The organism is Paenibacillus sp. FSL M8-0334 (assembly GCF_038000405.1).
Classification (GTDB): domain Bacteria; phylum Bacillota; class Bacilli; order Paenibacillales; family Paenibacillaceae; genus Paenibacillus_AQ; species Paenibacillus_AQ campinasensis.
Genome location: NZ_JBBOCH010000001.1, coordinates 772,439 through 796,709, shown reverse-complemented (window position 1 = coordinate 796,709; position 24,271 = coordinate 772,439). Strand labels below are relative to the sequence as shown.

Annotated in this window: 24 protein-coding genes; 9 read left to right on the top strand and 15 right to left on the bottom strand. The window is 52.7% G+C overall.

What is annotated here, in order from left to right; genetic code table 11:
• The first annotated feature begins 139 nt into the window (after window positions 1–139).
• From chvE to mmsB, 3 genes are all read left to right on the top strand, one after another.
• Window positions 140–1,225, top strand: a complete 1,086-nt coding sequence (gene chvE / locus MKX64_RS03595; protein WP_095268090.1) for a multiple monosaccharide ABC transporter substrate-binding protein — start codon at window positions 140–142, stop codon at window positions 1,223–1,225.
• Window positions 1,226–1,298: 73 nt separating this feature from the next.
• Entirely contained in the window at window positions 1,299–2,864 is a 1,566-nt protein-coding gene (gene mmsA / locus MKX64_RS03590) for a multiple monosaccharide ABC transporter ATP-binding protein (RefSeq protein ID WP_095268091.1), read from the top strand.
• The gene (mmsB, locus tag MKX64_RS03585) at window positions 2,833–3,999 is read left to right on the top strand and encodes a multiple monosaccharide ABC transporter permease (protein WP_095268110.1); all 1,167 of its coding nucleotides are present in this window, start codon (window positions 2,833–2,835) and stop codon (window positions 3,997–3,999) included. The genes mmsA and mmsB overlap by 32 nt, the downstream gene beginning before the upstream one ends.
• A 103-nt stretch (window positions 4,000–4,102) precedes the next feature.
• On the opposite strand, the gene MKX64_RS03580 is transcribed toward mmsB, so the two are convergent.
• The 4 genes from MKX64_RS03580 to MKX64_RS03565 all read right to left on the bottom strand — a co-directional run bounded on the left by MKX64_RS03580 (window position 4,103) and on the right by MKX64_RS03565 (window position 6,865).
• Window positions 4,103–4,804, bottom strand: a complete 702-nt coding sequence (locus MKX64_RS03580) for a Tat pathway signal protein (RefSeq protein ID WP_341035339.1) — start codon at window positions 4,802–4,804, stop codon at window positions 4,103–4,105.
• Window positions 4,801–5,679: an ABC transporter ATP-binding protein gene (locus MKX64_RS03575; RefSeq protein ID WP_341035338.1), complete on the bottom strand. Its 879-nt coding sequence runs from the start codon at window positions 5,677–5,679 to the stop codon at window positions 4,801–4,803. The genes MKX64_RS03580 and MKX64_RS03575 overlap by 4 nt, the downstream gene beginning before the upstream one ends.
• The gene (locus MKX64_RS03570; protein ID WP_341036228.1) at window positions 5,669–6,055 is read right to left on the bottom strand and encodes a GntR family transcriptional regulator; all 387 of its coding nucleotides are present in this window, start codon (window positions 6,053–6,055) and stop codon (window positions 5,669–5,671) included. The genes MKX64_RS03575 and MKX64_RS03570 overlap by 11 nt, the downstream gene beginning before the upstream one ends.
• A 231-nt stretch (window positions 6,056–6,286) precedes the next feature.
• Window positions 6,287–6,865 carry a M15 family metallopeptidase gene (locus MKX64_RS03565; protein WP_095268094.1) on the bottom strand — a complete coding sequence of 193 codons (579 nt, stop codon included), beginning with the start codon at window positions 6,863–6,865 and terminating at the stop codon, window positions 6,287–6,289.
• 469 nt (window positions 6,866–7,334) lie between these two features.
• Between MKX64_RS03565 and MKX64_RS03560 the strand changes: the two genes are divergently transcribed.
• Window positions 7,335–7,871, top strand: coding sequence for a hypothetical protein (locus MKX64_RS03560; protein WP_095268095.1), 537 nt, complete (start codon window positions 7,335–7,337; stop codon window positions 7,869–7,871).
• Between the two features lie 237 nt (window positions 7,872–8,108).
• Here MKX64_RS03560 and MKX64_RS03555 read toward each other — a convergent pair whose 3' ends face one another.
• From MKX64_RS03555 to MKX64_RS03525, 7 genes are all read right to left on the bottom strand, one after another.
• The gene (locus tag MKX64_RS03555; RefSeq protein ID WP_341035336.1) at window positions 8,109–9,293 is read right to left on the bottom strand and encodes a MalY/PatB family protein; all 1,185 of its coding nucleotides are present in this window, start codon (window positions 9,291–9,293) and stop codon (window positions 8,109–8,111) included.
• Window positions 9,294–9,332: 39 nt separating this feature from the next.
• Window positions 9,333–10,256 (bottom strand): AEC family transporter, encoded by a 924-nt coding sequence (locus tag MKX64_RS03550; RefSeq protein ID WP_095268097.1) that lies wholly within the window; start codon window positions 10,254–10,256, stop codon window positions 9,333–9,335.
• A gap of 278 nt (window positions 10,257–10,534) precedes the next feature.
• Window positions 10,535–11,254, bottom strand: a complete 720-nt coding sequence (locus tag MKX64_RS03545) for a 3-ketoacyl-ACP reductase (RefSeq protein WP_095399033.1) — start codon at window positions 11,252–11,254, stop codon at window positions 10,535–10,537.
• A gap of 244 nt (window positions 11,255–11,498) precedes the next feature.
• Window positions 11,499–12,215: a peptidylprolyl isomerase gene (locus MKX64_RS03540; RefSeq protein ID WP_095268099.1), complete on the bottom strand. Its 717-nt coding sequence runs from the start codon at window positions 12,213–12,215 to the stop codon at window positions 11,499–11,501.
• Window positions 12,216–12,328: 113 nt separating this feature from the next.
• Entirely contained in the window at window positions 12,329–12,721 is a 393-nt protein-coding gene (locus tag MKX64_RS03535) for a hypothetical protein (RefSeq protein ID WP_095268100.1), read from the bottom strand.
• A 109-nt stretch (window positions 12,722–12,830) separates the two neighbouring features.
• Window positions 12,831–13,049 (bottom strand): hypothetical protein, encoded by a 219-nt coding sequence (locus MKX64_RS03530; RefSeq protein ID WP_095268101.1) that lies wholly within the window; start codon window positions 13,047–13,049, stop codon window positions 12,831–12,833.
• Window positions 13,050–13,431: 382 nt separating this feature from the next.
• Window positions 13,432–13,875, bottom strand: coding sequence for a hypothetical protein (locus MKX64_RS03525; protein ID WP_095268102.1), 444 nt, complete (start codon window positions 13,873–13,875; stop codon window positions 13,432–13,434).
• A 391-nt stretch (window positions 13,876–14,266) separates the two neighbouring features.
• On the opposite strand from MKX64_RS03525, the gene MKX64_RS03520 reads away from it, so the two are divergent.
• Both MKX64_RS03520 and MKX64_RS03515 read left to right on the top strand, forming a co-directional pair.
• Window positions 14,267–16,180 (top strand): sensor histidine kinase, encoded by a 1,914-nt coding sequence (locus MKX64_RS03520; RefSeq protein WP_095268103.1) that lies wholly within the window; start codon window positions 14,267–14,269, stop codon window positions 16,178–16,180.
• A gap of 149 nt (window positions 16,181–16,329) precedes the next feature.
• Window positions 16,330–18,222 (top strand): sensor histidine kinase, encoded by a 1,893-nt coding sequence (locus MKX64_RS03515; RefSeq protein ID WP_155618646.1) that lies wholly within the window; start codon window positions 16,330–16,332, stop codon window positions 18,220–18,222.
• An 83-nt stretch (window positions 18,223–18,305) separates the two neighbouring features.
• On the opposite strand, the gene MKX64_RS03510 is transcribed toward MKX64_RS03515, so the two are convergent.
• Both MKX64_RS03510 and MKX64_RS03505 read right to left on the bottom strand, forming a co-directional pair.
• Window positions 18,306–18,545 (bottom strand): NHLP leader peptide family RiPP precursor, encoded by a 240-nt coding sequence (locus MKX64_RS03510; RefSeq protein ID WP_095268105.1) that lies wholly within the window; start codon window positions 18,543–18,545, stop codon window positions 18,306–18,308.
• 71 nt (window positions 18,546–18,616) lie between these two features.
• Window positions 18,617–19,579, bottom strand: a complete 963-nt coding sequence (locus tag MKX64_RS03505; protein WP_095399037.1) for a class 1 isoprenoid biosynthesis enzyme — start codon at window positions 19,577–19,579, stop codon at window positions 18,617–18,619.
• Between the two features lie 240 nt (window positions 19,580–19,819).
• On the opposite strand from MKX64_RS03505, the gene MKX64_RS03500 reads away from it, so the two are divergent.
• On the top strand, window positions 19,820–20,485 hold the full coding sequence (locus MKX64_RS03500; protein ID WP_095268107.1) for a general stress protein: 666 nt from the start codon (window positions 19,820–19,822) through the stop codon (window positions 20,483–20,485).
• Between the two features lie 200 nt (window positions 20,486–20,685).
• Here the strand turns inward: MKX64_RS03500 and MKX64_RS03495 are convergent, their stop codons facing one another.
• A complete protein-coding gene (locus MKX64_RS03495; protein ID WP_330164029.1) occupies window positions 20,686–21,801 on the bottom strand; it encodes a GNAT family N-acetyltransferase in 1,116 nt (371 codons plus the stop codon).
• Window positions 21,802–22,117: 316 nt separating this feature from the next.
• Here MKX64_RS03495 and MKX64_RS03490 point away from each other — a divergent pair, with 316 nt between their 5' ends.
• A complete protein-coding gene (locus MKX64_RS03490) occupies window positions 22,118–22,591 on the top strand; it encodes a Dps family protein (protein WP_095268109.1) in 474 nt (157 codons plus the stop codon).
• Window positions 22,592–22,782: 191 nt separating this feature from the next.
• Window positions 22,783–23,661, top strand: a complete 879-nt coding sequence (locus MKX64_RS03485) for an EcsC family protein (RefSeq protein WP_095268179.1) — start codon at window positions 22,783–22,785, stop codon at window positions 23,659–23,661.
• Between the two features lie 93 nt (window positions 23,662–23,754).
• Here MKX64_RS03485 and queF read toward each other — a convergent pair whose 3' ends face one another.
• A complete protein-coding gene (queF, locus tag MKX64_RS03480) occupies window positions 23,755–24,252 on the bottom strand; it encodes a preQ(1) synthase (RefSeq protein WP_095268180.1) in 498 nt (165 codons plus the stop codon).
• Between the last annotated feature and the right edge of the window lie 19 nt (window positions 24,253–24,271).

Genomic DNA, 24,271 nt, shown 5'->3' with positions numbered 1-24,271 from the left:
GAAATTTATAAAAAAGGTTGGATTCCTAAAAAGACCCTGCAGCAACGTCGGTGTATCCTTGGAGGTAAAGGGAGGTTTACATTTCCACTGAATGTAAGCGCTCTCCAATCAGCATGACGGAAAGGAGACCTAAAAGCCGATGAGAAGAGGATGGTTAGCGCTATGGAGCGCCGTATTGCTGATGGCTCTGACGGCTTGCAATCTGGCGGAGAGCAGCGCTGGCGACAAGGATAAAGGCTACGTGGGCTTGGCCATGCCAACCAAGTCGTCGGAACGCTGGGTAGCGGATGGGAAGAACATGGAGCGGTTGTTCCAGGAGAAAGGGTACAAGACGGACTTGCAATTTGCGGAGGATGTGGTGGAGAACCAGATATCGCAAATCGAGAACATGATTACCAAAGGGGTCGATGTGATCGTTATTGCCTCCATCGATGGCAACACGCTGACCGATGTGATCAAGAAAGCGCATGATCAGGGCATCAGGGTCATTGCGTATGACCGGCTGATTCGAAATACGGAGCATCTGTCTTACTATGCTACCTTCGACAACTTCCAGGTCGGGGTGCAGCAGGCTTCCTATATCGAGGAGAAGCTGGGGCTGAAGGAGGGAAAAGGCCCGTTCAACATTGAGCTGTTCGGCGGCTCCCCGGATGATAACAACGCCTACTTCTTCTACGACGGCGCGATGTCCGTGCTGAAGCCGTATATCGACAGCGGACAACTGGTCGTCCGCAGCAAGCAAACCACGATGGCCCAAATCGCCACCTTGCGCTGGGACGGGGCGCTGGCCCAGGCCCGGATGGACAACCTGATCAGCGCGAACTATTCGAATGCCAATCTGGACGCGGTGCTCTCGCCGTACGACGGGATCAGCATCGGCATCATTTCCTCGCTAAAGGGTGTCGGGTACGGATCTGCGAACAAGCCGCTGCCGATCATTACCGGACAGGATGCGGAGCTGGCCTCGGTGAAATCGATCGTTGCGGGCGAGCAGACGATGACGATTTTCAAGGATACGCGGAAGCTGGCCGAGAAGGCGGTCGATATGGCTGAAAGCATCATTAACGGGCAGGAGGCCGAGGTGAACGATACGGAAACTTACGATAACGGAGTCAAGGTTGTTCCGGCTTATCTGCTTCCTCCGGTGCCGGTAGACGCTTCGGCTGTGGAGAAGGAGCTGGTCGAGACCGGTTATTATACCCGCGAAGAGATCGGACTGAAATGAGTGAGCTTCGAGACAAGATCGAGCGGCTGGAGCGAAGGTACAGCCCGAAGGAAAGGAAGGGAAGGTGAGGCGTATGTCGGAATACATTCTGGAAATGCGCAATATTACGAAGGAATTCCCCGGTGTCAAAGCGCTTGAGAATGTCAATTTGCGGGTGCGCGAAGGTGAGATCCACTCGCTGTGCGGTGAGAATGGGGCAGGCAAATCCACGCTGATGAAGGTGCTGAGCGGTGTGTATCCGCACGGATCGTATGATGGGGAGATTCTGTTCAAAGGCAGCGTATGTGAATTCAAAAATATTAAACAGAGCGAAGAGCTCGGGATCGTGATCATCCATCAGGAGCTGGCGCTCATCCCTTATCTGTCGATTGCGGAGAACATTTATCTTGGCAATGAGCGATCCCGCCGCGGCATTATGGATTGGAATGAAACGATCACCGGTGCCAAGGAGCTGCTGGCCAAGGTTGGCCTGGATGAAAATCCGAACACGCCGGTGGGCAGCATCGGTGTCGGCAAGCAGCAGCTGGTCGAAATTGCGAAAGCGCTCTCCAAAAAAGTGAAGCTGCTCATTCTGGATGAGCCAACCGCAGCCCTCAACGAGGATGACAGTGAAAATCTGCTGCAGCTGATGCTGGAGTTCAAGAAGCAGGGAATCTCCTGTATCCTGATCTCCCATAAGCTGAACGAGGTCTCCAAGGTGTCGGATTCCATCACGATCCTCCGGGACGGCAAGACGATTGAGACGCTGGATATGCATAGCGGGGAAGTGAGCGAGGACCGGATCATCCGCGGGATGGTCGGCCGGGATCTGACGAACCGCTATCCGGAGCGGACGCCGAATATCGGCGAGGTGACGCTGGAGATCAAGGACTGGACGGTGTATCACGAGCAGCAGGCGGAGCGCAAGGTGCTGGACCGGATCAACATGGTGGTACGGCGAGGTGAAATTGTAGGCATCGCCGGTCTGATGGGGGCGGGGCGGACGGAGCTGGCGATGAGTATTTTTGGCAAGTCTTACGGACGTGGCATTACCGGCACCATCTTGAAGGACGGCAAGGAAATTCAGAACAACAGCGTCACCGAGGCGATAGAGAACGGCTTCGCTTATGTGACGGAGGACCGGAAGGATTACGGGCTTATCCTGATCGACGATATCAAGCGCAACATCTCGCTCACTGGGCTGCGCAAGCTGACCCATCGTACGGTGATCAATGAGCGGGAGGAGGTTCTGGTGGCCGAGGAGATGAGACGGAAGCTCAAGATCAAAACGCCGAGCATTCTGCAGAAAACCGGCAACTTGAGCGGCGGCAACCAGCAGAAGGTTGTGCTGAGCAAATGGATTTATTCCGAGCCGGACATCCTCATTCTGGATGAGCCGACACGGGGCATCGACGTCGGAGCTAAATACGAAATCTATACGATCATTAATCAGCTTGCGGATGAAGGCAAAGGCATCCTGGTCATCTCGTCCGAGCTGCCGGAAATTCTGGGCATTTGCGACCGGATATATGTGATGAGCGCAGGCCGGATTACCGGGGAAGTCAACCGGGAGAATGCGACTCAAGAGACACTGATGAGATATATGACCAAGACGGGAGGGAACGGGCATGGAAACACTGATGAAATTGTTCAAAAATAATATACGGCAGTACGGCATGATTATCGCGCTTGTTGTCATCATGATTTTTTTCCAGCTGATTACGGGCGGGCTGCTGCTTGAGCCAATCAACATCACGAACCTGATTCTGCAAAACAGCTACATTCTCGTGCTTGCGATCGGCATGGTGCTGGTCATTATTACGGGGCATATCGACCTGTCGGTCGGATCGGTTGCGGCATTTGTTGGCGCTGTAGCCGCGATTATGATGGTGGATATGCAGCTTCACCCAGTGGTGGCGGTGATCGCCTCCCTGATTGTCGGCGGGCTGATCGGCGCCTGGCAAGGCTTCTGGGTTGCCTATGTGCGAATTCCGGCCTTTATCGTGACCTTGGCCGGCATGCTGCTCTTCCGGGGGCTGACGATGATTGTGCTGGAGGGACAGTCGATCTCGCCATTTCCGGCCGGCTTCCAGAAGATCAGTTCCGGATTTATACCGGATTTCGGGGATTTTGGTGTCAATCTGATCGCGATTCTGGCCGGTATCATATTCACGCTGATCTATATTATTAACGAATTGCGGGACCGCAGAGCGCAGCAAAAATATCAATTCGAGGTCATTTCAAACAGCCTGTTTGTGCTGAAGCTCGTGGTCATGGCGGCGGTCATTAACGCATTTACGTATATGCTGGCCAGCTATGCCGGGCTGCCGAACATCCTTATACTGCTGCTCGTGCTGATCCTTATCTACTCTTTTGTCATGAACCGCACGGTGATGGGGCGTCATATTTACGCACTTGGCGGCAATGAGAAAGCAGCGGCGCTGTCCGGTGTCAAAACCAAAAAGGTAACGTTCTGGGTGTTTGTTAATATGGGCGTGATGGCGGCCATTTCCGGCTTGATCTTTGCGGCTCGCTTGAATGCGGCCACGCCTAGGGCGGGAACGAACTTCGAGCTGGATGCCATCGCGGCCAGCTTCATCGGCGGAGCCTCGGCTACCGGCGGAATCGGGACAGTGTTCGGTGCGATTATCGGGGGTCTTGTGATGGGGGTTCTGAACAACGGGATGTCGCTCATCGGCCTTGGCATCGACTGGCAGCAAGGCATTAAAGGCCTGGTTCTGCTCGCAGCCGTCGCCTTCGATATTTATAACAAGAAGAAGAACAGCGTTTCGTAGTCCTGTTCCTTCAAGATAGACAAGAACGACCGGTTTCTGCAGATGATTTGTAATCTGCGGAGCCGGCCGTTTATTTTTTGGGCACGAAAACATCGATTTCGGTTTACAGCTTGATGGTCACGCGGCGGGTTAACAGGCGAATCAGCGTGAGTCCTAGGATGATGAAGCCCGCCGATCCGGCAAACGAAACGGGAAGCGATACGTCAAGCGATACCGGAGGGAGGAAGTTTTCCCATAGGGAGGCCAGCTCGAACTGCCACAAGACATCCAGGATGCCGATCAGGACGATGCCGATGGCAATGAAGCCCAGACCGTAAATCCAGTTATATTTGTAAAAGGCAGAGCCGATCATCCAGCCCACCAAATAAAAGACAAAAATCTGGATCCCGTATGAGGCTAACGCTATAAGCCAGCTGCCACCGAACTGCTGCAGGACGGTGGAATCCTCCCCCATCCCGTTCAATGCTCTGAGCAGCATGCTGATGGGACCGACGACGACAGGAAAAGCAAGGGACAGCAACAGGGCGGCCAGGGCAGCGCCGGTAAAGAAGTCTTTGCGGGTGAAGCCGTTCCGCACGTAATAGCTTAGGAAGCCAAAGGCGGAAATAATACCGATGACCAGCATGAAGCCCTTGGTTGAACTGTACGTGATGGAGAAGAAACCCTCTTGCCCAGCGCTGCTGTTCGTAATCCCGATCACGAGGTGGATGAGGAAGACGATGACCAGGTACGCCAAAGCCCAGGAGCCCTGATGATAGAACATCTCGGCTGCAATTTTCGATGATGAGGACGAGGACTGTTTCATGCGGTGTATCCCTCCCCGGTTAAATGGATGAACAGGTCCTGCAGTGAGATCGGCCCGAGCTCCAGACCGGCACGGTGAGCAGCCGACCGGGAGGATTCGCTCAATTCCCCGTATACCATGACGGATTTGGTATGGCCGAGCTGCTGGACGTTCAGCACCTTCATGCCTTGAATGAATTCGTCCACCTTCGGCGCTGGTCCCGTAACGGAAACGCCGCGGGACGTCAAGGATTCGTAGTCGTCTTTTAAGATGAACCGGCCTTGATGGATGATGATGACTTCCTCGAACAGATAGTCCATTTCCGACACGAGGTGGGTCGATAGAATGAATGTGCGGGGATGCCGCTCCTGTTCTTCAAGCAGCTCCCGGTAGAATGTTTCCCTGGCCGGCGCATCCATCCCCAAGTATACTTCGTCCATAATCGTGACCGGCGAGCGGCTCGCGAGCCCGATCGTTACATTAAACGCCGACTGCATGCCCTTGGAAAGCTCCTTGACCGGCTTATCGATCGGAAGATTGAACTTGCGGGCAAGCTCGTAAGCAAACTCCTTGTCGAAGCGGGGCCGGTATCGGGCAACCGCCTCGATCCCCTCTTTCACTTTATCCGACTCGTCCTTGTAATCGACATCATACATGAAGGAGATTTCCCGCATGATTTTTGCGTTTTCGAAGGGGGGCTCTCCGCCGACCGTAACCTTCCCCGAGGATGGCTCGCGAAAGGAAGCCAGGACGGACAACAGCGATGTTTTTCCCGCGCCGTTTCGTCCGAGAAGGCCGTAAATTTTCCCGCCGTCAAGCTGGAAGGATACGTCCCGGACAGCTTCGACGTCGCCGTAGTTGACGGAGACTTGATCGAATTGTATATCAAGATTCATGCGTTTCACGCTCCTTAACTTGCGTTATGATCTCAAACAGATCTTCGGTGGATAGGCCGAGCTTATCCGCCTCACGCACCATGGGTGCCACGTAATCATCCGCGAATGCGCCTCTTCGGGTACGGAGGAGCATCTCCTTGGCTCCTTCTGCAACAAACATGCCTACACCCCTTTTCTTATAAATGAGCCCGGAATCCACAAGCATGTTGATTCCCTTCAGGACCGTAATGTGATTGATTTTGTAAAAATTCGACAGCTGCGTCGTGGAAGGCACCTGCTCCCCTTCAAGCAATTGGTCGTTCACGATCTGATCCTCAATCTTCTCCTTGATCTGGATAAACAGAGGCTTGTTGTCCGGATGCACGGAACCGTTAATTCGAATCACCCCCTGATCCTTAGTTCAACAATAGTTATATACTTATATATATGACTATATAACCGGATGTGTGTAATGTCAAGTCGAAGGAGAAACAATCCGCGGGAGGCCGAATCCCATTAAAAAAGTCGCATGCGGTTTATCGCATGCGACTTTTCTCAAGGTTATAGACAGGGCAGTTGAAGGACTTGCTGCATCGGTGCGTCCCTTTACTGCACCGTTTCCCACTCCTTACTCACGGGTTTCCGGATCCAGCGGCGGTCGCTCCCCGCGCTGAAGCTCGCGAATCGTCAACCCGAAATCGATCTGCAGATGCGGATAGTCGGGGAAGCCTGTCCAATCGCCTCCCCAATGAAAACCGAGGTCCTTGGCGATGGCGACAACTTCCATCCAGTCGGATTTCCCGTTCCGATTGCCGTCATACTCCATATCCCAAATGACGGTGCCGTCCTCCAGCTGCAGGGCAAAATCGATGGCCAATCCGTAATTGTGGTAGGACTCGCCTGCTCTTGCATTGGTGACAATGCTTCCGTCAGTCGTGCGGCCTTGATTGTATAGGCGTGTCTGTTCCTCGTGGCTGCGGAATCCGTCGGTAATAATGATCGAAATTTTCTGCTCTTTGGCACGGCTTACGAGCTTGTTCTTCTGTTCAAGCACATAGGGATGAAGATCCGTGATGGGCGGAGCCTCTTCTTTATTCCATTCCAGCTCGGGCAGGACGCCCGGGATGGAGGTTTGAATTTGCATGTAATAGAAGGCCAGAAGCGCTACGGCGATGAGAAGAATTGTTGTTTTTCTGCGTTTAACCATCTTTTCTCGGAATCTACCTGCTTTCGTGATCTATTCGTGATTCGACATTTATTCGATTATACCAGTTCGTTTGTTGTCATGACCAGCTAACAGCCAGGTAGAGTCTATGATTATAGCAGTCCTAATTTTTCCAGACGTGATAGAAATCCGAACTTTTCATAGAGTGGCAGCATAAGCTGGACTATCCAGGATCAAAGGAGTTGAAGCTGCGCACACCCCAATAAACAGCGGCCATTTGTCGGGCTTATCGCCCTGCCTCTTCTCTTCCCCCAGTTTCAAAGTGTTGGCTGTTCCCTGTTGCTGCTTCCCCGACTTATCCCGGAGTAGCCCCTGTGTCCGAACTTATCGGGCGTGGGGGTTTTTGTCGTTTCTTACATCCCAGGGATGGTTTGCGGCAGTTTCAGCGCATACAATTCCATCGTCATCCACATGCTATAGCTAGCTGCATACTTGAAGAAAGGGGATTCGCATGAACAGTGATCAGTCCGTACAAGCATTGACCGATCGGCTGAATCGGGTATCTGCCCAGCTGGCGCAGGTAGAGCAGGGAGGCAGTTCCGATTCGCTTGCTTCGATCATTCAGGAGCTGGGGCAGATGGGAAGCGATATTCAGAGCGCACAGTCCGCGGCAAGTCCGGATCGCTCCGAGCAGGTTCGAACAGAGCTGGTGCATTGCAGAATGGTGCTGCATGAGATGATGAGCCGAATTGAGCAGCTCCGAACCACATCCGCTGAGCGTTACCGGGAAGCGCTGGGGGAGGAGAAGGATGCATTCGAACAGCTGGACGAGGCCAGCCAGCAGAGCCGCAGCCCGGAAGGCTATCGCCACAGGCAGGCATTCTACCAGCTGGATCAGCTTAGCCAGCAAATTCATCAATTGGATGGGTCTTTGCTGGATGCGGGGTATCAGATGGGCCGGAGCCAGCTGGCGCCGAGTGCCGGAGAAGCGGTAGAGACCGATGCGTATACAGTAGGGACAGAGGATGATACCGGATTGTACTCCTGAGTTTGCTGAATGTTAAACCGTTATATAGGAAGCGGCTTACGGCTGGGAGGCGGATATAGGGAAGCCGCCTGCACCGGGATGCGGATGTCGCCGAGGGCATCGACGATCATGATCCTCTATTTCGTGAACGCAAGCCGTGCAGAAGTCGCTGTAATCGAAGCCAACGAGCAACACCCCGAGCAATCCGGCCGGAACCGGAATGCTCGGGGTGTTGCTTCATTTCATAGCTTGGCTATATTATTTCCGTGCCCGCCATGCTTCTAGCGCGTTATGCAGGCGGGAGAGAGCTTCCTGCACGGTCGCCCGGGCGCAGGCCACATTCATTCGCATGAAGCCTTCTCCTTCATCGCCAAAGGTTGAACCTTTGTTCAGACCAAGCTTGGCCTCGTGAACGAGAAAGCGATTCAGTTCATCGCTATCCATTCCCAGCTTACGGAAATCCAGCCACAACAGATAAGTGGATTCCGGCAGGGACAGCTTGACCTCCGGAAGATGCTCGCTGGCATAGCGGTGCACGAGCTCCATATTGCCCCGGATATAGTCGAGCAGGGTGTCCAGCCATTCGCCGCCTTCACGGTATGCGGCCTCCGTGGCGGCAGCGCCCAGAGGTGTAATCGAGCCGAGCGCATACCGCTTAAGTGCTTTGCGGAATTTGGAGCGGTGTTGCTCATTCGGGATGATCATATTGGCTGTGTTCAGACCGGCGATGTTGAACGTTTTGCTTGGCGCCGTACAGATGATCGAGTTGAGAGCAGCCTCTTCGGACAGGGCGGCATACGGAACATGTTTACTTGGCTCGAACACCAGGTCGGAATGGATCTCGTCAGAGACGACGAGCACATCGTACCGGATGCATAGCTCCGCAAGACGGCTTAGCTCTTCCCGGGTCCATACCCGGCCAACCGGGTTATGCGGGCTGCACAGAATGAGCATTTTCACTTGGCCGCCGGACAAGCTCTGCTCCAGATGGTCGAAGTCCATCACGTAGCTTCCGTCTTCGTTCTGGATCAGCGGATTCGTGATCAGCTCACGGCCATGCTCCTTGACGACTTGATAAAAAGGAGGATATACCGGTGTCTGAATCATCACCTGATCCCCCGGCGAGGTGAAGGCCTCAACCAATAGGCTGAGCGCCGGAACGACACCCGGACAGTTTTGAATCCACTCCGGCTGGATGGACCAGTTGTGCCGAGTCTGCATCCAGTCCACGATGGACTCCTTATACGACACCGGCGGGAAGGTATACCCAAATACGCCGTGCTCGACCCGTTCGTGAAGTGCCTTAATTACCGCAGGGGGCGCTGCAAAATCCATATCGGCTACCCACATCGGGAGCGCATCCGGGTTGCCGAATACGGCTTGTCGATTATCCCACTTTTCACATGAGGTGCGGTTACGGTCAATGGCTAAATCAAAATTCATAATTGAAAATCCTCCTTGTCAGCATTTATGTCGATGAAGTTAGGCGATATATTGGGCAAGCGAAATTAAGGCTGTGATCGTAATGATATTTAGTATGGTCGATATGAGTACGGTTTGTGCAGCAAAGTCGGGCTCATTCTGGTATTCTTCGGCCAGAATGGATGAGTTGACACCGACAGGCATGCCGGAAGCGATAATGAGCGCTTGTGCGGCTATCCCTTTCATATCAAGCAACAGCACGATGGTGATGCCGACGGCCGGCGCGACGAGCAGACGCAGCAGCACGCTTAAATATACATCAAGCCGGTTGAGCCGCAGCGGATATTTGATGATCTGCGCACCGAGGGTGAGCAGCGCGATGGCGACCATGGACTGGTGGGCATATACAAGCGGCTGGGATATAAAGACCGGCAGTGGCAATGCGAGCGCATGAAGCAGCAGCCCGAGCACGAGCGCATAAGGGACCGGCATTTTCAGAAATCCGATAAAGGCCTGCTTGTATAATCCGTTGGACTTGGCGCCTTGAATGGATATGACCCCATAGGTGAAGGTCAGCAGACTTTGAAAGGACATGATCAGCGCCTGAACCGAGCCTGCGAGCGGATCTCCCTTGAAGGCGAGAGCGTTGACCGGCAGCCCGTAGTTCCCGGAATTGTCCAGAATCAGACTGTTGGTGAATGCGGCCTTCATGCCGCGGGAGTATTTCTTCCGCCAAGCGATCAGCGAGCTTATGCCGTACAGAATGAGTATGTATAGAAAATAGAACAGCGATACGGTTCCAAGCAGCTGCGGCGACATTTCGGATTCGTACATGCTCATGAAAACCGCAGCGGGCGTGATGTAATAAAAGTTGATTTTGGCCAGCGTGTACAGATCGAGCTTGAAGGCATACTGCATAATCACCCCAAAGCCAATCAGCACAAAAATCGGAAGGACTACTTCGAGTAAAATGTCTGCAATCATGCCAGTTGTCATCTTCTTTCTTCGTTATGGCTGGTAAAGGCGCGCCTATTCTGATTAAAGAATGCCCTGTCATTATATCATGAGAATGTCGTACACACACTTGTGAAATGCGGCATAGCCCAAGGTTCTGCCTAATGCGGTGAGCTGGTTTCATGAAAAAGAGGGGCCCTGGTCCGGCTGGACTGTTATCAGGAGATCCCCTCGATTCATATCGCGATATGGTTCATGTTGATGCTTGGCGAGGCTCCAGCGCCCAACCCGCTTGCTGGTTTAAGCCCTTACTGCGGGTTCGTTGTCCAGATGCCGGCCGTTTTCACAAATACCCGCTGCGGCAGCTTCAGTGCAGCGACCACAAGCTCAGCCAGATCCTCAGGCTGCATCATCCGGTCTTCATCTCCGATTTTCAGGCCGGTTTTCACAGCGAGCTCGGTGTTCACGGTGCTTGGCGTCAAAGCGGTCACACGGATATTGTGCTTGCGCACTTCCTGCAGCACGGCCTCGGTAAGCCCCATAACGGCGAATTTCGATGCGTTATAAGCCGATCCGGTTGCAAATCCGCGCTCGCCTGCAGTCGATGAAATGTTGATAATATCGCCTTTGTTGTTCTCGATCATACCTGGCAGTGCAGCGCGAAGCATGTAGTAGGTTCCCATGAGATTGACGTCGACGATGCGTTTCCAGTCCTCCGGCTCGATCTCCAGCAGATTGCCGAACTGGGCGATGCCGGCATTGTTGATCAGAATATCCACATTGCCCAGCTCCATGCTGATGGCGGCATAAGCGGCTTCCGCCTCGCTTTGTACGGATACGTCGGCTACGGCCGAGGCGGTTTTCACGCCGTATTCCTTGGTGATCAGTTCGGATAGCGCCTCAAGGTCGGCGGCTGTACGGGATACGAGCCCGACATGTACACCTTCCTTGGCCAGGGCAATCGCGATGGCACGTCCGATTCCTTTTCCTGCTCCTGTAATCAGAGCTGTTTTGTTCTGTAGACTCAAATCTCTCACTCCTTTTAAATGATGCGGGGCTCCTACCCATTGAGGCTCCCGCTATTCGCATATAAGTATCCGGCTTCGTCAGGAACCTGTTCATGCACCATGTTGAAACCGGGACAAAAATTGTACCATACAGAAGCCGGGTTCGTGAAGACGGGGAACCCAGCGCGCGGTAGCTGCATGCGGCGGTCGGCCGCCCCACGTTGTCCGAAATTCCCTAATGGCTGCTCTATTGCTTAGCCTTTATCTATTCAACTTTCTCAGGTTCCGGGTACTCTTCACCCAGCGTATCGACGGTCACCTTTTTCATGAGCGGCATGTTCAACGGCTTGTCCATCTCGTCACGCTCCAGCATCACGATTTCCTGAACGGCCTCCATGCCTTCAATCACTTTGCCGAATGCGGCGTAATCTCCATCCAGATGCGGCGCGTCAGCCACCATAATGAAGAACTGGGAGCCGGCCGAATCCGGGTCAATCGCTCTGGCCATGGACAATATGCCGGTCTCATGCTTCAGATCATTCGGGAAGTTGTTGTTGCGGAACTCGCCTTTAATACCATAACCCGGTCCGCCGGTTCCTTTGCCGTCAGGGTCTCCGCCCTGAATCATGAAACCCGGCATCACCCGATGAAAGCCTGTCCCGTCATAAAAGCCTTGATTAATCAAGGATATAAAATTGTTGACCGTATTTGGAGCTACTTCAGGGTAAAGCTCGGCTGTAATGATATCCCCGTTCTCCATCTCGATCGTAACGATCGGATGACTTGCATTCGGATCAGGGACATTCGCCTCCTGAGACGTTTCTTCCTGTGGGGTCTGTTCTTCCGTTGGAGCAGCATCGTTGCCCCCGGCATGCTCACCGGACCCTGCCTGACCTTGGTTTTGGCCGCATCCGGCCAGAACCAGCAACATGGCACAGATGATCATCAGAGCGGGCATCCAGCGCTTGTGTTGTTTCAGCATCCTGATTCCTCCTGTCATTCCTCCACCATGTTTATGCTGCATGATGTGCAGTTCTATATTATCACAGGTGACCAGGACAGAAAAATAGGGAGGCGCCGCTCTGACAGAGTGCGTTATTTGACGCGATAGATTCCCTCCACCTTGTTCAGCGGCAGCAGGATCCGGGAACGGTTCTTGTCTTTGGCAAGCAGCTCAATATAGTCCGCGCCAATGTGAACGAGCCGGATCCGGTTGAAGGCTTTGCCGGTACGGAAGGTGGTTCGTATCCCGACCGGAATCGTATAGCGGGGAGCTTTCACGTCGAATACCCGAATCGAATTCAGGCTGGACGGGACGAAGAGCTGCCCGCGGACGAGAATGAAATTCTTTTTGAATATTCGCTGCAGGCGGCCGGGTTCCATGCCCGTATTGGGCGTGTTGATCTCCACTAGATGGCCCGCAAATCTTGCAAGACGCTGCTGGAGCGTGCAGCTGCTCCATATCCGTCCAGACAGCAAGCGTGTCATATCAGCATCATCCTTCCAGATCGTATGCACTATTATATGACGGAAGGGGCACCAGGGGTGAATACGCACCCTAGCCGCTTGCTGTGCATGGGGAGACAGGGCAGATGATTCAGGTGGAGGAGCGGCGGTGGCGGCCCCGCGGGCTGCCGTCGGGCTTCTCCTGCTTCACGCTTTCCGGAAGGGGCACATACGATGGATCAGCTTCCTCTGCGAATAGGCCGAATTCGGCATCGATATCCCGCTCGGTTACAAGCGGCTTGGTTTCCTTGGGATGGGACTTGGTGTTGTTCTTGTTTCTGTCCTTGGGATCGTCATTGTGTGTGTTCATGATGGCTTCCTCCTCTACAAGTGGATGATGATTGATGATTTGATGATTATGCTTCTCGTCACTCTCTTATAAACTAGGAACAGACAGCGCTGCTATCAGGTATATTTCCCCGAGGCTTGTCCATACTGAAATTCATAGAGTTCATGAAGACAAGGGGGGAGACCCGGATGGAAAAGCAGGGGAGTATCGTGACAGGAATCATATGGGGCACGGTAATTGGCCTTGTATTATGGATGTCCTTTCTTGGCTGGATGGATATTTTGTTCGGCAAATAAAAGCGCATAAGTTTTGCTAGGAAGTGCATGCAAACATGCATATAAATCGCATATATAGCAGCAAGACCTGTCTTTTTCCCTGAGGGTAAAAGGCAGGTCTTATTGCGTTATGACTCCTCGTGTTCCTCGTACGCCACATTGTCCCCGTTGCTGCCGTTCAGCAGATCGGTGCCATGCATATGATCGACAGGCGGGGCTGCCGGGTCAACCGGGCTGTTCGCCTGGATTTCATCTGCATCGGGCACATCCTCAAGCGGAGCGTCGCCTTCCGCCTCGGCTTCGGCAGAAGCGGACGGCTGCGCCGGATTGAGGAAGGCGGTTCCGCTTCCGCTCAAGGCTGCGTCAGCGTGAACGCGGTCGACATCCTGCCGGGGATATTCTTCAAGGACGCTGTCGCCAAGCCGGGATGGTGTCTCTTCATCCGTGCCCAGCCGCTCCGCCGAATGCGGCTCCACTTTCGTGTTGCTGCTTGTCTGGCCCACTCTATCTCTGGCTTCGAGCTCCAGCGAGCTGATATCCGCCGGTCTATTAAAATTCGTCTCATCTCGCATCGTTCTCATCTCCTTGTCACAGGCATGTATGCCGATCTATACTTGGACTTTACCCTCTGACTGTTGATTGAATCGGAATTTGAGGCGGCAACCTCAAGTCTTCCTGCTTACTCTCTGCTTTACTGCTTTATTGTGTTCAACAAATTCCGAATTATGTACAGTCCGGGTCTGGCGGCCAGTTTAGGCTGATACGGCTAGGGCAAGAGCGAGGGCTTAGATGATAGAAAGGACCTAGACTTGATTTTTGAAAGGCGTTTCAAAAAATTTTACTAACAGTAGCCCCGTTCATGGTATATTGGATGTGAAAGGCCCGAAGTTTGTCGAATATAGCCCGCTCATCAGCTTATTGACATACACATAATGACTATACACGGTTAGAGGTGCTGGAGAGATGAAGGATGTGCCTAAATACATAGTCCTGCTTCTGATGGCACTGATGTTAGTGCTTGATTTCAAGGTGTATCCCGCAGCAGCGGAGCCCCTTCATACGCACACGGCTATAACGGATTGGCAGTTTATATGGGATTGGCCGGATGACCAGCCTGCCCTTGACGGCTTACAGAACAGGACGGATTGGGTTCACGCAGCCCCAGGCGATGCGAAGCCTCCGAAACCGGAGGGGGTACATTCGGCTTGGAGCCGCTTCACTGTGCCCGATTTGTCATGGAAGCAGCCGGCGCTGATGCTGGACAGAGTGGAAGGGCAGGAAGTCGTGGTTTATCTTGAGCATGAGCCGCTGTACGAATCAAGGCGGAATTATGGCTATACCAAGCATTCCATCCTGCTTCCGATTCAAGCGGACAGCGCTGGGAAGAACCTGTACGTCTGGACTTCAGGCAGAGATGAAACGCAGGGCATTACAAGCGCCGTGCTGGTCGGTGACTATGAGGAACTTCGAGGCAATTTCATAAGGAAGGACATGCAGGATTTTATTCTCGGCAGCTCTTTTTTATTTATTGCGATTGTCATGCTGTTCTGCTCCTTCTTCCTGCCGCGGCATACGATTTCTACGTGGCTGGCGCTTAGTCTCGTCATTTTATCCTCCGGGGCGCTGATGCTGACGTACTCGCCTTTTCTGTATACATTTTACGAGGGCTATGGGGCGGTCTGGACCACGCTGTTTGATCTGGCGCTATTCTCGGTAATGCCGGCGGTATACTTTTATTTCGAGAAGATTTACGGACCTGGTCCATACAAAATGATCCGATATCTGAGAAGGTTTCAGCTGGTGTATTCCGGCTTGTGCTTGCTGCTGCTGGCGGCCAACTTATGCAGCGGCTATGCGCTGTATGATATTTATTATTGGGTTAGCGTCAAAGTGCTGGGCGTGCTGCTCATCATCCAGTTTCTCGTGCTGATCGGCATTACGGTGCTGAACATATCCAAACGAAACAAGGACGCCTATATATTCACGTTTGGATTCGGCTTGCTGGCAATTCTGTCCCTTGGGGACCTTCTCTGGTTCTATATTTCGAACGAGCCTTACGAATTTTATTGGTGGAAATGGGGGATCATCGGCCTGATCGCTTCCCTCATCGTCATTCTTGGCCGCAAAATCATCCGCAGCCACGAGCAGGTGCTGCTGTATTCCAAGAAGCTGGAGCTGTTTAACAATGAACTGCAGCGCTCCGAGAAAATGGAGATCATCAGCGAGCTGGCGGCTTCCGTCGCCCATGAGGTCCGCAATCCGCTTCAGGTTACGCGGGGCTTCATGCAGCTTCTGGCCCAGAAATCGAAGCAGAGCGATGCCGAATATTTGAAAATGGCGCTCAACGAGCTGGATCGGGCAACCGGCATCATTTCGGATTTCCTGTCGTTTGCCAAGCCGGAGACCGAGCAGGTCAATACGCTGGATGTGTATGAAGAGTTGAAGCATGTGACCAGCATATTGCAGCCTCTGGCGAATCTGGCCGGGGGAAGCATTCATCTGGACGAACCGAAAGAACTGTACATCAGCGGCAGCTCCTCTAAGCTGAAACAAGCGATGATCAATATCGTAAAGAACAGCATCGAGGCGCTCGATGAAGAGGGTGTCGTCCGGATCTGGGCTTATGCCGAGGGAAGCGAGGTCGCCATCCATATCAAAGACAACGGTATTGGCATGAGTACGGCCGAGCTGTCACGGCTCGGCGAGCCTTACTTTACAAACAAGCTGAAGGGCACCGGCCTCGGACTGATGGTTACCTTCCGGATTATAGAAGGCATGAAAGGGACGATTAAGTTTTCAAGCCGCAAGGGAAGCGGGACCGAAGCGATCATCCGCTTCCCGGCTGTCCCGCCGAATACCGAATTGACAGGAGCATAACACAAGATGTTGGAAAGAGATGCCGGAGGGCATCTCTTTTTACGTTTAGAAAATATTTTTTAAAATACCGAAATTTAGAAGGTGTCGCTGTGAAGGGTAGCGAATTAGTTGTTTAGAGGACGAATGATTATAATGTTTGAGGTGTGTTAATGAAGTCTCGATCGAACACGTTAATTCTCATGATTGCCATACTCATCATGACGACTTTATGCGGCAGTTTCGCATCTGTCCGGGCGGAGTCAGCGGATTTCACACCGATTACAGAGTGGAGTATTCTGTGGTCTGATGAAGGCGGACAGATGCCGCTCGGTATTCCTGATGCCAGTGAGCCTGGTTGGACAGACAGAAGGGAAGCACCGGACCACATGAAGCCATCCGCCTCGCACTCGGCATGGATTCGGCTGCAGCTGCCTGCTTTCGATTCCTTATCTCAAGGGATTCTGATTCGGGAAACGTTTGGCCAGCGGGTAGCTGTTTACGCGGGACATGAGAAGATCTACGAATCGAGCCGTTCATATAATTATGAGCTTAACCATATTTTACTCCCCTTACCGAAGAGTATGTCGGACAATAACCTTTACATATGGCTGGATACGAACAGAGATCATGTCATGCTGGAAGGCAAGATCATGACCGGTGAATTCTACCGTCTGTTGCAAAAGTTCGTGAAAGCGAATCTGGCCGATATCGTGCTTGGGAGCGCCTTTATATTTATAGCTCTCGTGATGCTGATTTGCATCCTGTTTCTGAACAAAAAGTATTTATCCGGCGTGTTCTCCCTGTCGCTGATCATATTATCGGTCGGCATTGTCGTTATTACCTATTCCCCGTTTTTATACACCATCTTTGATGAATACGGACACCTATACACTCACTTGTATGACATCTCGCTGTTTGTACTGCTTCCTTCTTTTAGTCATTTTTTCGAAACGGTATTCGGGCCTGGACGGAATCAGATTCTAACCAAGCTGCGCAAATTCCAAATCGTGTACTCCCTTTTTTGCGTGTTGCTTCTTGTCATCAACAGTGTGGCGGACAATCGCTTTTTTGATATGTATTATTTCTTTTCCGTGCAGGTGTTGGGATACTTGATGATCATCCAATTCGTGATCTTGGTCGGCAGCTCGACGATGTATGCCTTTAAGGGCAACAAGGATGCGCTCATTTTTAATATCGGGTTCGCTTTTTTTGCCCTGCTGGGATTGGCGGAGCTGCTGCAGTTTTTTATGAGCCGGGGCGCTTACAGCTTTGTGCTGTGGAAGTGGGGCGTCGTCAGCTTTATCATTGCGCTGATCGTCATGCTGGGTCGGCAGTTCGCCCAGAACCATGAGCAGATTTTGAAATATTCCAAAGAGCTGGAGATGTTCAACAATCAGCTGCAGCGTTCGGAGAAGGTGGAGATGATCAGCGAGCTGGCAGCGTCTGTAGCTCATGAAGTACGCAATCCACTCCAGGTCACCCGCGGGTTCCTTCAGCTTCTGTCCGGCAGGTCGCGGACTGGCGAGCAGGAGTATCTGGATCTCGCATTAACCGAGCTGGACCGGGCGGCCGGGATCATTACGGATTTTCTTACCTTCGCGAAGCCGGAGCTCGGCAAGGATTCCCTGCTGCAGATCGCGGAGGAATTCAAGCTCATTGAAGGCATTCTGGCACCGCTGGCGAACTTGCGCGGCGGCCGGATTTCAGTAGATGTTCCGGAGGACCTCGTCATACGCGGCAATTCATCGAAATTCAAGCAAGCTTTTATCAACATTATCAAGAACAGCATTGAAGCGCTGGACAAGGAAGGGCGGGTGCATATTTGCTCATACCGCGATGAGAACAAGGTGTATATCCACGTTCAGGACAACGGGGAGGGGATGGAGGAGGAAGTGCTGGCCCGGCTGGGGGAGCCGTATTTCTCCAACAAAACGAAAGGAACGGGGCTCGGGCTCATGGTGACGTTTCGCATCATTGAGGCGATGGGCGGGAGCATACACTTTTCCAGCAAAAAAGGAGTGGGGACAGCCGCCCTGGTCATGCTCCCTGCAGCTTCGGATTGATACCGGTATTCGCTGCAAGGAGTGTGTGGCGCATCCCCGCTCCTTCTTCATTCTATGTGACAGCCCATGCTGCTGTTATGCAATTACCAGATGGCTCTCTCTTTCGCCTCGGACTTGATGACGCCCGCAGGGTTCGGAGGGATGATGAGGAACAGCTCATCACTCTTCTCTTCAACCGTTCTTACCTGGATGTGGTCGGGAATGAGCACGCCAAGGGCCTCCTTGATTGCGGCTTTCGGATCGCTGAGCAGTTTAGCCTTAAAGCTCGGATCTTCCCATGCTTTCTGGATCAATTGTGTTTGAAAGATGGCTTCTGTTGACATTAGAATCACCCTTTCAAAAAAATGGTTATTTTTTACTCTTAAAGAATAGCATGGAATTCAGACGAAATCTATTATTTTTTTCTTAAAATAGACAAATGATAGTTTAATCCGCCATAGACCAGCGATGTTTTCGCATTTTCGATATCATTTGCATCGTTCACGAGCTCCGTTACCAGCGTTTGATGGAAGGCGAGCACATCCGGCGTGTGGATCCCCGCTGCTTTCAGCTGGCGGTGAGTCGCTGATGCGATCTCGGCATATTTTGTCACAATCTGCTCTACATAAATCGCTTGCTCCACTTCAGACACGGACAGCGAATAGTCGCGCGGGAGCTGTTTCTCCGATTTGATCAGCGAGAGCAGGCAGTTGTAGCTCCCATCCTCGAGATCTTGCTTCCAGTCCGTCCAGTCATCCATCATCTGCAGGGTCAACAGCACGAGGGCCATCTGTTCATTGGCGGGTTCAATCTGGGCTGGAAGCTCTGACAATAGAAGCAGGGCCGTGCTGCCGAGCTTGACGGGCGACGCTTTTTTGGCAACCAAGGCAGGGTTGGCCGTGAAGTAGTCATGGCGGCTCTCGTGTAGGACGCCTTCGGCCCACTCATGCGTGTACTGGCGGAAGTACTGCCAGAAGGTAGAATCCGTAGGGAAGTACTGCTGATAGATCGAGATGAATTCATAATAGAGTAAGTTGGCAAGGGCAAGATAGCTTTTTAAATCCTGTGGGGTGGGGCGGTTTGTCGAATCTGTGGGCGTGTCCATGAGATCATCCTGAATGAAATAGTAGAGCATGCCGAAAATATTGGCTGTCGATATGTCACGGTAGATTTCCGGGGCAAGTCTGGTTGACTCCCTCATCCAGAAGGGGAGCAGGTAGCAGATGTAGTTTTTGGCGCTGTCTTTCTCGAATACGTCGAATTTCTTCAGGTAATGGAGGCCGAGTTCGTTCAAGGGGGAAGGAAACTCTGTGATGCTGGCTTCGCACATGGAGAACACGGATGACAGCTCGTCCTCATACGATTTGAACCATTCCATCAAATCACCAGCCTTTGCATAATATCGTCAATAGGTGACGGCAAATAACAGGGCGTAATGTCTAAATCTATCGTAACATATATGGTCGATGAGTTAAATATTACCATTCTAATAAGCGAGGTCCTTCGTGCAGAATGGATGGATATCGCTGGTCGGTCTTCGAGATAAGTGTTTGATGACAAGGGATCTCGTTTAAGAAAGGAGTGTAAGGCGCATCACGATTTTAAGGAGGTAATTCATATGACTCACAAAATTGTTGGAGCCTTTAGGACAGAACAGGAAGCGACGCGTGCGATAGAGGAGTTGAAGCGTCAAGGCTTCAGTACCGAAGAGATCTCGGTTATCGCTAAGGATCGTGGGGAGTCGGCCGCGATTCAGGATGAGACGGATACGAAAGCGCCTGAAGGATTGGCTTCCGGTGCAGCCACAGGCGGTGTGCTTGGTGGCGTAACCGGTCTGCTGGCCGGCATCGGCGCACTCGCCATTCCGGGCATCGGCCCGATTATAGCGGCTGGCCCGATTGCGGCGACGTTGACCGGAGCAGCTGTCGGTGCTGGCGCTGGCGGGCTGGTAGGCGGCTTGATCGGTCTTGGCATTCCGGAGGACCGGGCCAAGGAATATGACAACTATGTGCATGAAGGCAACATTCTTGTCATCGTCGATACCAATCCGGATCATGAGGGACAGGTGTACGGCGTATTCCGCAGCAATCAGGCACTGAATGAGCATCATTATCGCGAAACAGGAAACTTCACCGGCACTGGATCTGCACTGGACCCGAGTCGTGAGGCAGCGGCAGCTTCCGAGGAGGCTGTGCCTGATCCGAACGTGTATCATGGCTACGGACGCGGTGATGGCGGTGCAGTCAGCCCGGATATGGAAGAAGAGAACGTGAGAAGACGCTGATCTTGAGGGACACCGCTTCTGAACATGGGCAAGGTCCTTCCTGACAAGGACCTGAAGATGGCGCACAGGATAGTCAGGACGCCGATATGCGTCTGGACTTGATCATATCATGGACAAAGAACATCCGCCGAATCATGTGCGGATGTTCTTTGTTGTGGGGGTGAAGCATCTACAGCTGCTTGGCTTGGCTGCATGCTTCCTTAGATGTAATTCAGCCCTGACAAGTATGGCAGAGGGATCGGACTGAACGCCGGAGGATGCTCGGCGGATAACCGATACGGAGAGGCCGGGTCGAACAGAAGTGACAGCAGCCCTTCGTCGTCAAGCTCGATGGTCTTGCCGCCTGCGCGGTACCGGTAAGGGCCATGCTGGCCTTCGGCGATCAGTGCGCCGGGCGGCAGAAGCGGACGGAGCTGGCGTAGCAGCTCACGTCCGTCAGCCAGATAGACAGTGCCATCGTTCGGCACGGTCTCGGCTTCGGCGCCAGCGGCCTGGAGCAGCGCGCCCAGGCTGTCATCCTGCCAGGCCAAGGCGGCCACCAGTTCCGGCAGCTGGAAGCCTCGCATGCAGGCAGCCAGCAGGCGGGAGGCAGCCTCCGCCTCTCCGGCCCATTCCACGAGGGTGGCCGGACGGGAGGCTGTCATGCGCTCGCCAGGAACACCGATAGCAGCGAAGGCAGTGACACGCCCGTTCTTCTCGGCAACGAGAAGCTGCTGCTCCAGGCGGAGCACATTGGCATAGGCGCTTGCTTCCAGCAGCCTGCCGAGCTCGGTAGGCGTGAGCGCATAGGCCGCTTCGCGCGCAGTCAGAAGATCATGCACGGCCAGCAGATCTTCGGGAACCATGGGACGGACGTGAATGTCTTGAGCGCTGCGGGCTTCAAGCGCGTCCGCCACCGCATCGCCCAGCCGGTACTTGATTGCCCGGCCAAAATGCCGGGCCCCGGCCCGGGTATAAAGGGAGCGCGCGCCTGAAATGAATATCAATGGGGCGGCCGCTGCTTCGGCATGCTTCATACATAAGTCCAGCAGCGTCCCGGCAAGGCGCTGGCCCCGGTAGGCCGGGTCGGTGCAGACGGAGCCAATCGAATAGACGCGGAGCGAAGCTCCACGGACATTCATAGTAAAAGGGACGAAGCCCATGAACGACACCAGCTTGTCTCCATCGCTGACACCGTAGGAATGATTGATTCCCGGACGAAAGATCAAAGGGAAGGATACGCCCATGGAGGGCTGCTCCGGTTGTTTAAGAAAAATGCGGTCTGACAATTCAACGGCTTGCTGCAACTGTTCTTTGTTCAAAAGGCCGATATTCACTGACTTTACGACGCCTCCTTCATAGGTCATGAAAATGCTTAATGTAACCAGTATAAGGCGACGAGGTTGCCGATATCCAGCATTTGTTTAGGGACGGGGCGGTTTGTACATCCTATGTGTATATCCTATGAGTGCGGTCACAGCCGATTCGGGTAGAGCTGTTCTATTATTAAAGGAGCAAGCCGAGACTGGAATTTTCTTCATCGTTTCTTCATCTTTTTTTCGGTTGATGTCTTTGCCAAACCGAGGATTGTATGCTATACTTAATACAAAGATTTAGAATAAGTCTAAATACAATATAAGGAGTCGATGATATATGAGTCATATGACACGTGATGCCCAAGGAAATGCTGTACAGGAGCTGCAACAAGTTCTGAACGTTCAGGTTGCGAACTGGAGCCTGCTTGGTGTGAAGCTACATCATTACCACTGGTATGTGAAAGGCCCGCAGTTTTTTGTTCTGCATGAGAAGTTTGAAGCGTTGTACAATGCAGCGGCAGGCTATGTAGATGAACTCGCGGAACGCCTGCTGGCGATTGGCGGCAAGCCGTCCGGAACGATGTCCGAATATTTGAAGCTGGCTACCATTTCCGAAGCCGCTGGAGAGAATACTTCGGAGCAAATGGTGCAGCAGCTGGTGGCTGATTTCGGCGTACTGGCAGAAGAGCTGAAGCAAGGCATTGAGGTTGCAGGCTCACTGGGTGATGATGCAACCGCCGACTTGCTCACTGGCATGGTGGCCGATGTTCAGAAGCAGGCGTGGATGCTGAACGCTTTTCTCGGAAAATAACAGGAACAGGTCATATTCGTTCATAGGATCAAAGCCCCTGCGTGCATCAAGCAGGGGCTTTGATCTTTATATGCTCCCAGTGAAGGCGGACGAACGTGAAGCCTTTTACAATCTGCATCTGCCGCGTGAGTCCTTTTTCCTTTTCCTGCGTATATAAGCTGTGTAATGATATGACTTAAGGGAGAATAGGGATGATCAGGATGGAATCGCTTGAGCAGCTGGAGTCCCAGCTGCTGGATATTCAGCGCTGGGAGAAAGAGCAGAAGGATGTTATGTTTTGGGAGAAGCTCGGTAGAATCCCGTTTATGCTGCTGGACCGTATTACGCCGAAGATCGTAAGAGAGAAAATCGGCAGCGCTTTAAACGAGGTGGGAGGTTTTATCCAGACCGGAGGAAAACATCTGATCAGGGAGCGGGCGGTGCTGGATGTGCTTGCCCAGACTGCCGGAAGTCCGAGTGTTTATGGGGATGAGGAGGATAACCGCGATGGGGAAGGTGAAGAAGCATCCGGTTCCGGTTTAACCCTCGAACAGGCTGCACGTCTGCCTTTGGCCATCATGGATAGCGCTGCCGACACCATTGCAGCGAAACGCGTGAAATTCGCTGCCGCTCAAGGAGCGGCTGCAGGCACTGGCGGCTTGTTCACGATGGCAGTAGATATTCCGCTCGTGCTGGGCCAGTCGCTAAAGGTTCTTCAGGAGATGGCCCTATGCTACGGATATGATCCGAACGAGGAGCGGGAACGCATTTTTATCGTTAAATGCCTGCAGTTTGCATCCGCAGACATTGTTGGGAAAAAGGCGATCCTGGACGAGCTTGGCGAATTTGACGATCAGGATGGAAGTGAGCAGGTTATCTCCCAGCTTCAGGGCTGGCGAGAGGTGGTTCAGTCATATACGGACAGCTTCGGAATGAAAAAGCTGTTCCAATTGATCCCGATTGCGGGCATCGTCTTTGGCTCCATTTCCAACCGAGGTACGATTCGAGACGTCGCCGAAGCCGGAAAGATGCTTTATAAAAAGCGGCGGATTCGGCATCGGCTGCGCAGTATGAAGCCTTCAGAAGATTGATCAACATAAACGAAACCTCCGTTTGATACGCAATGTTCCTATTGCGCGTCAGACGGAGGTTTTTTTACCGAACCTTAGGTTATGGCTCAAATATTAGCGGTTGTCGACTTTTTCAGGGTACAGATCATGGTTCATCAGGCGCTGGGCAGCCATTTCCTCGTACTTCGTTCCGGGACGGCCATAATTGCAATAAGGGTCGATGGAAATCCCTCCGCGCGGGGTGAATTTCCCCCATACCTCGATGTAGCGCGGATCCATCAGCTTGATCAGGTCATTCATGATGATGTTCACACAATCCTCGTGGAAATCTCCGTGGTTGCGGAAACTGAACAGATACAGCTTCAAGGATTTGCTTTCGACCATTTTGATATCCGGAATGTAGCTGATATAAATGGTGGCGAAGTCGGGCTGTCCTGTAATCGGACAGAGACTGGTAAATTCCGGACAGTTGAATTTCACAAAATAATCCCGGTAAGGGTGCTTGTTATCAAAGGATTCAAGAATGCCCGGGTCATATTCAAACGTATATTTCGTTCCCTGATTTCCGAGCAGGGTGATATCTTCCAATTCATTCGGCTGTCTTCCGGCCATGTTGGTGCAGCTCCTTTAT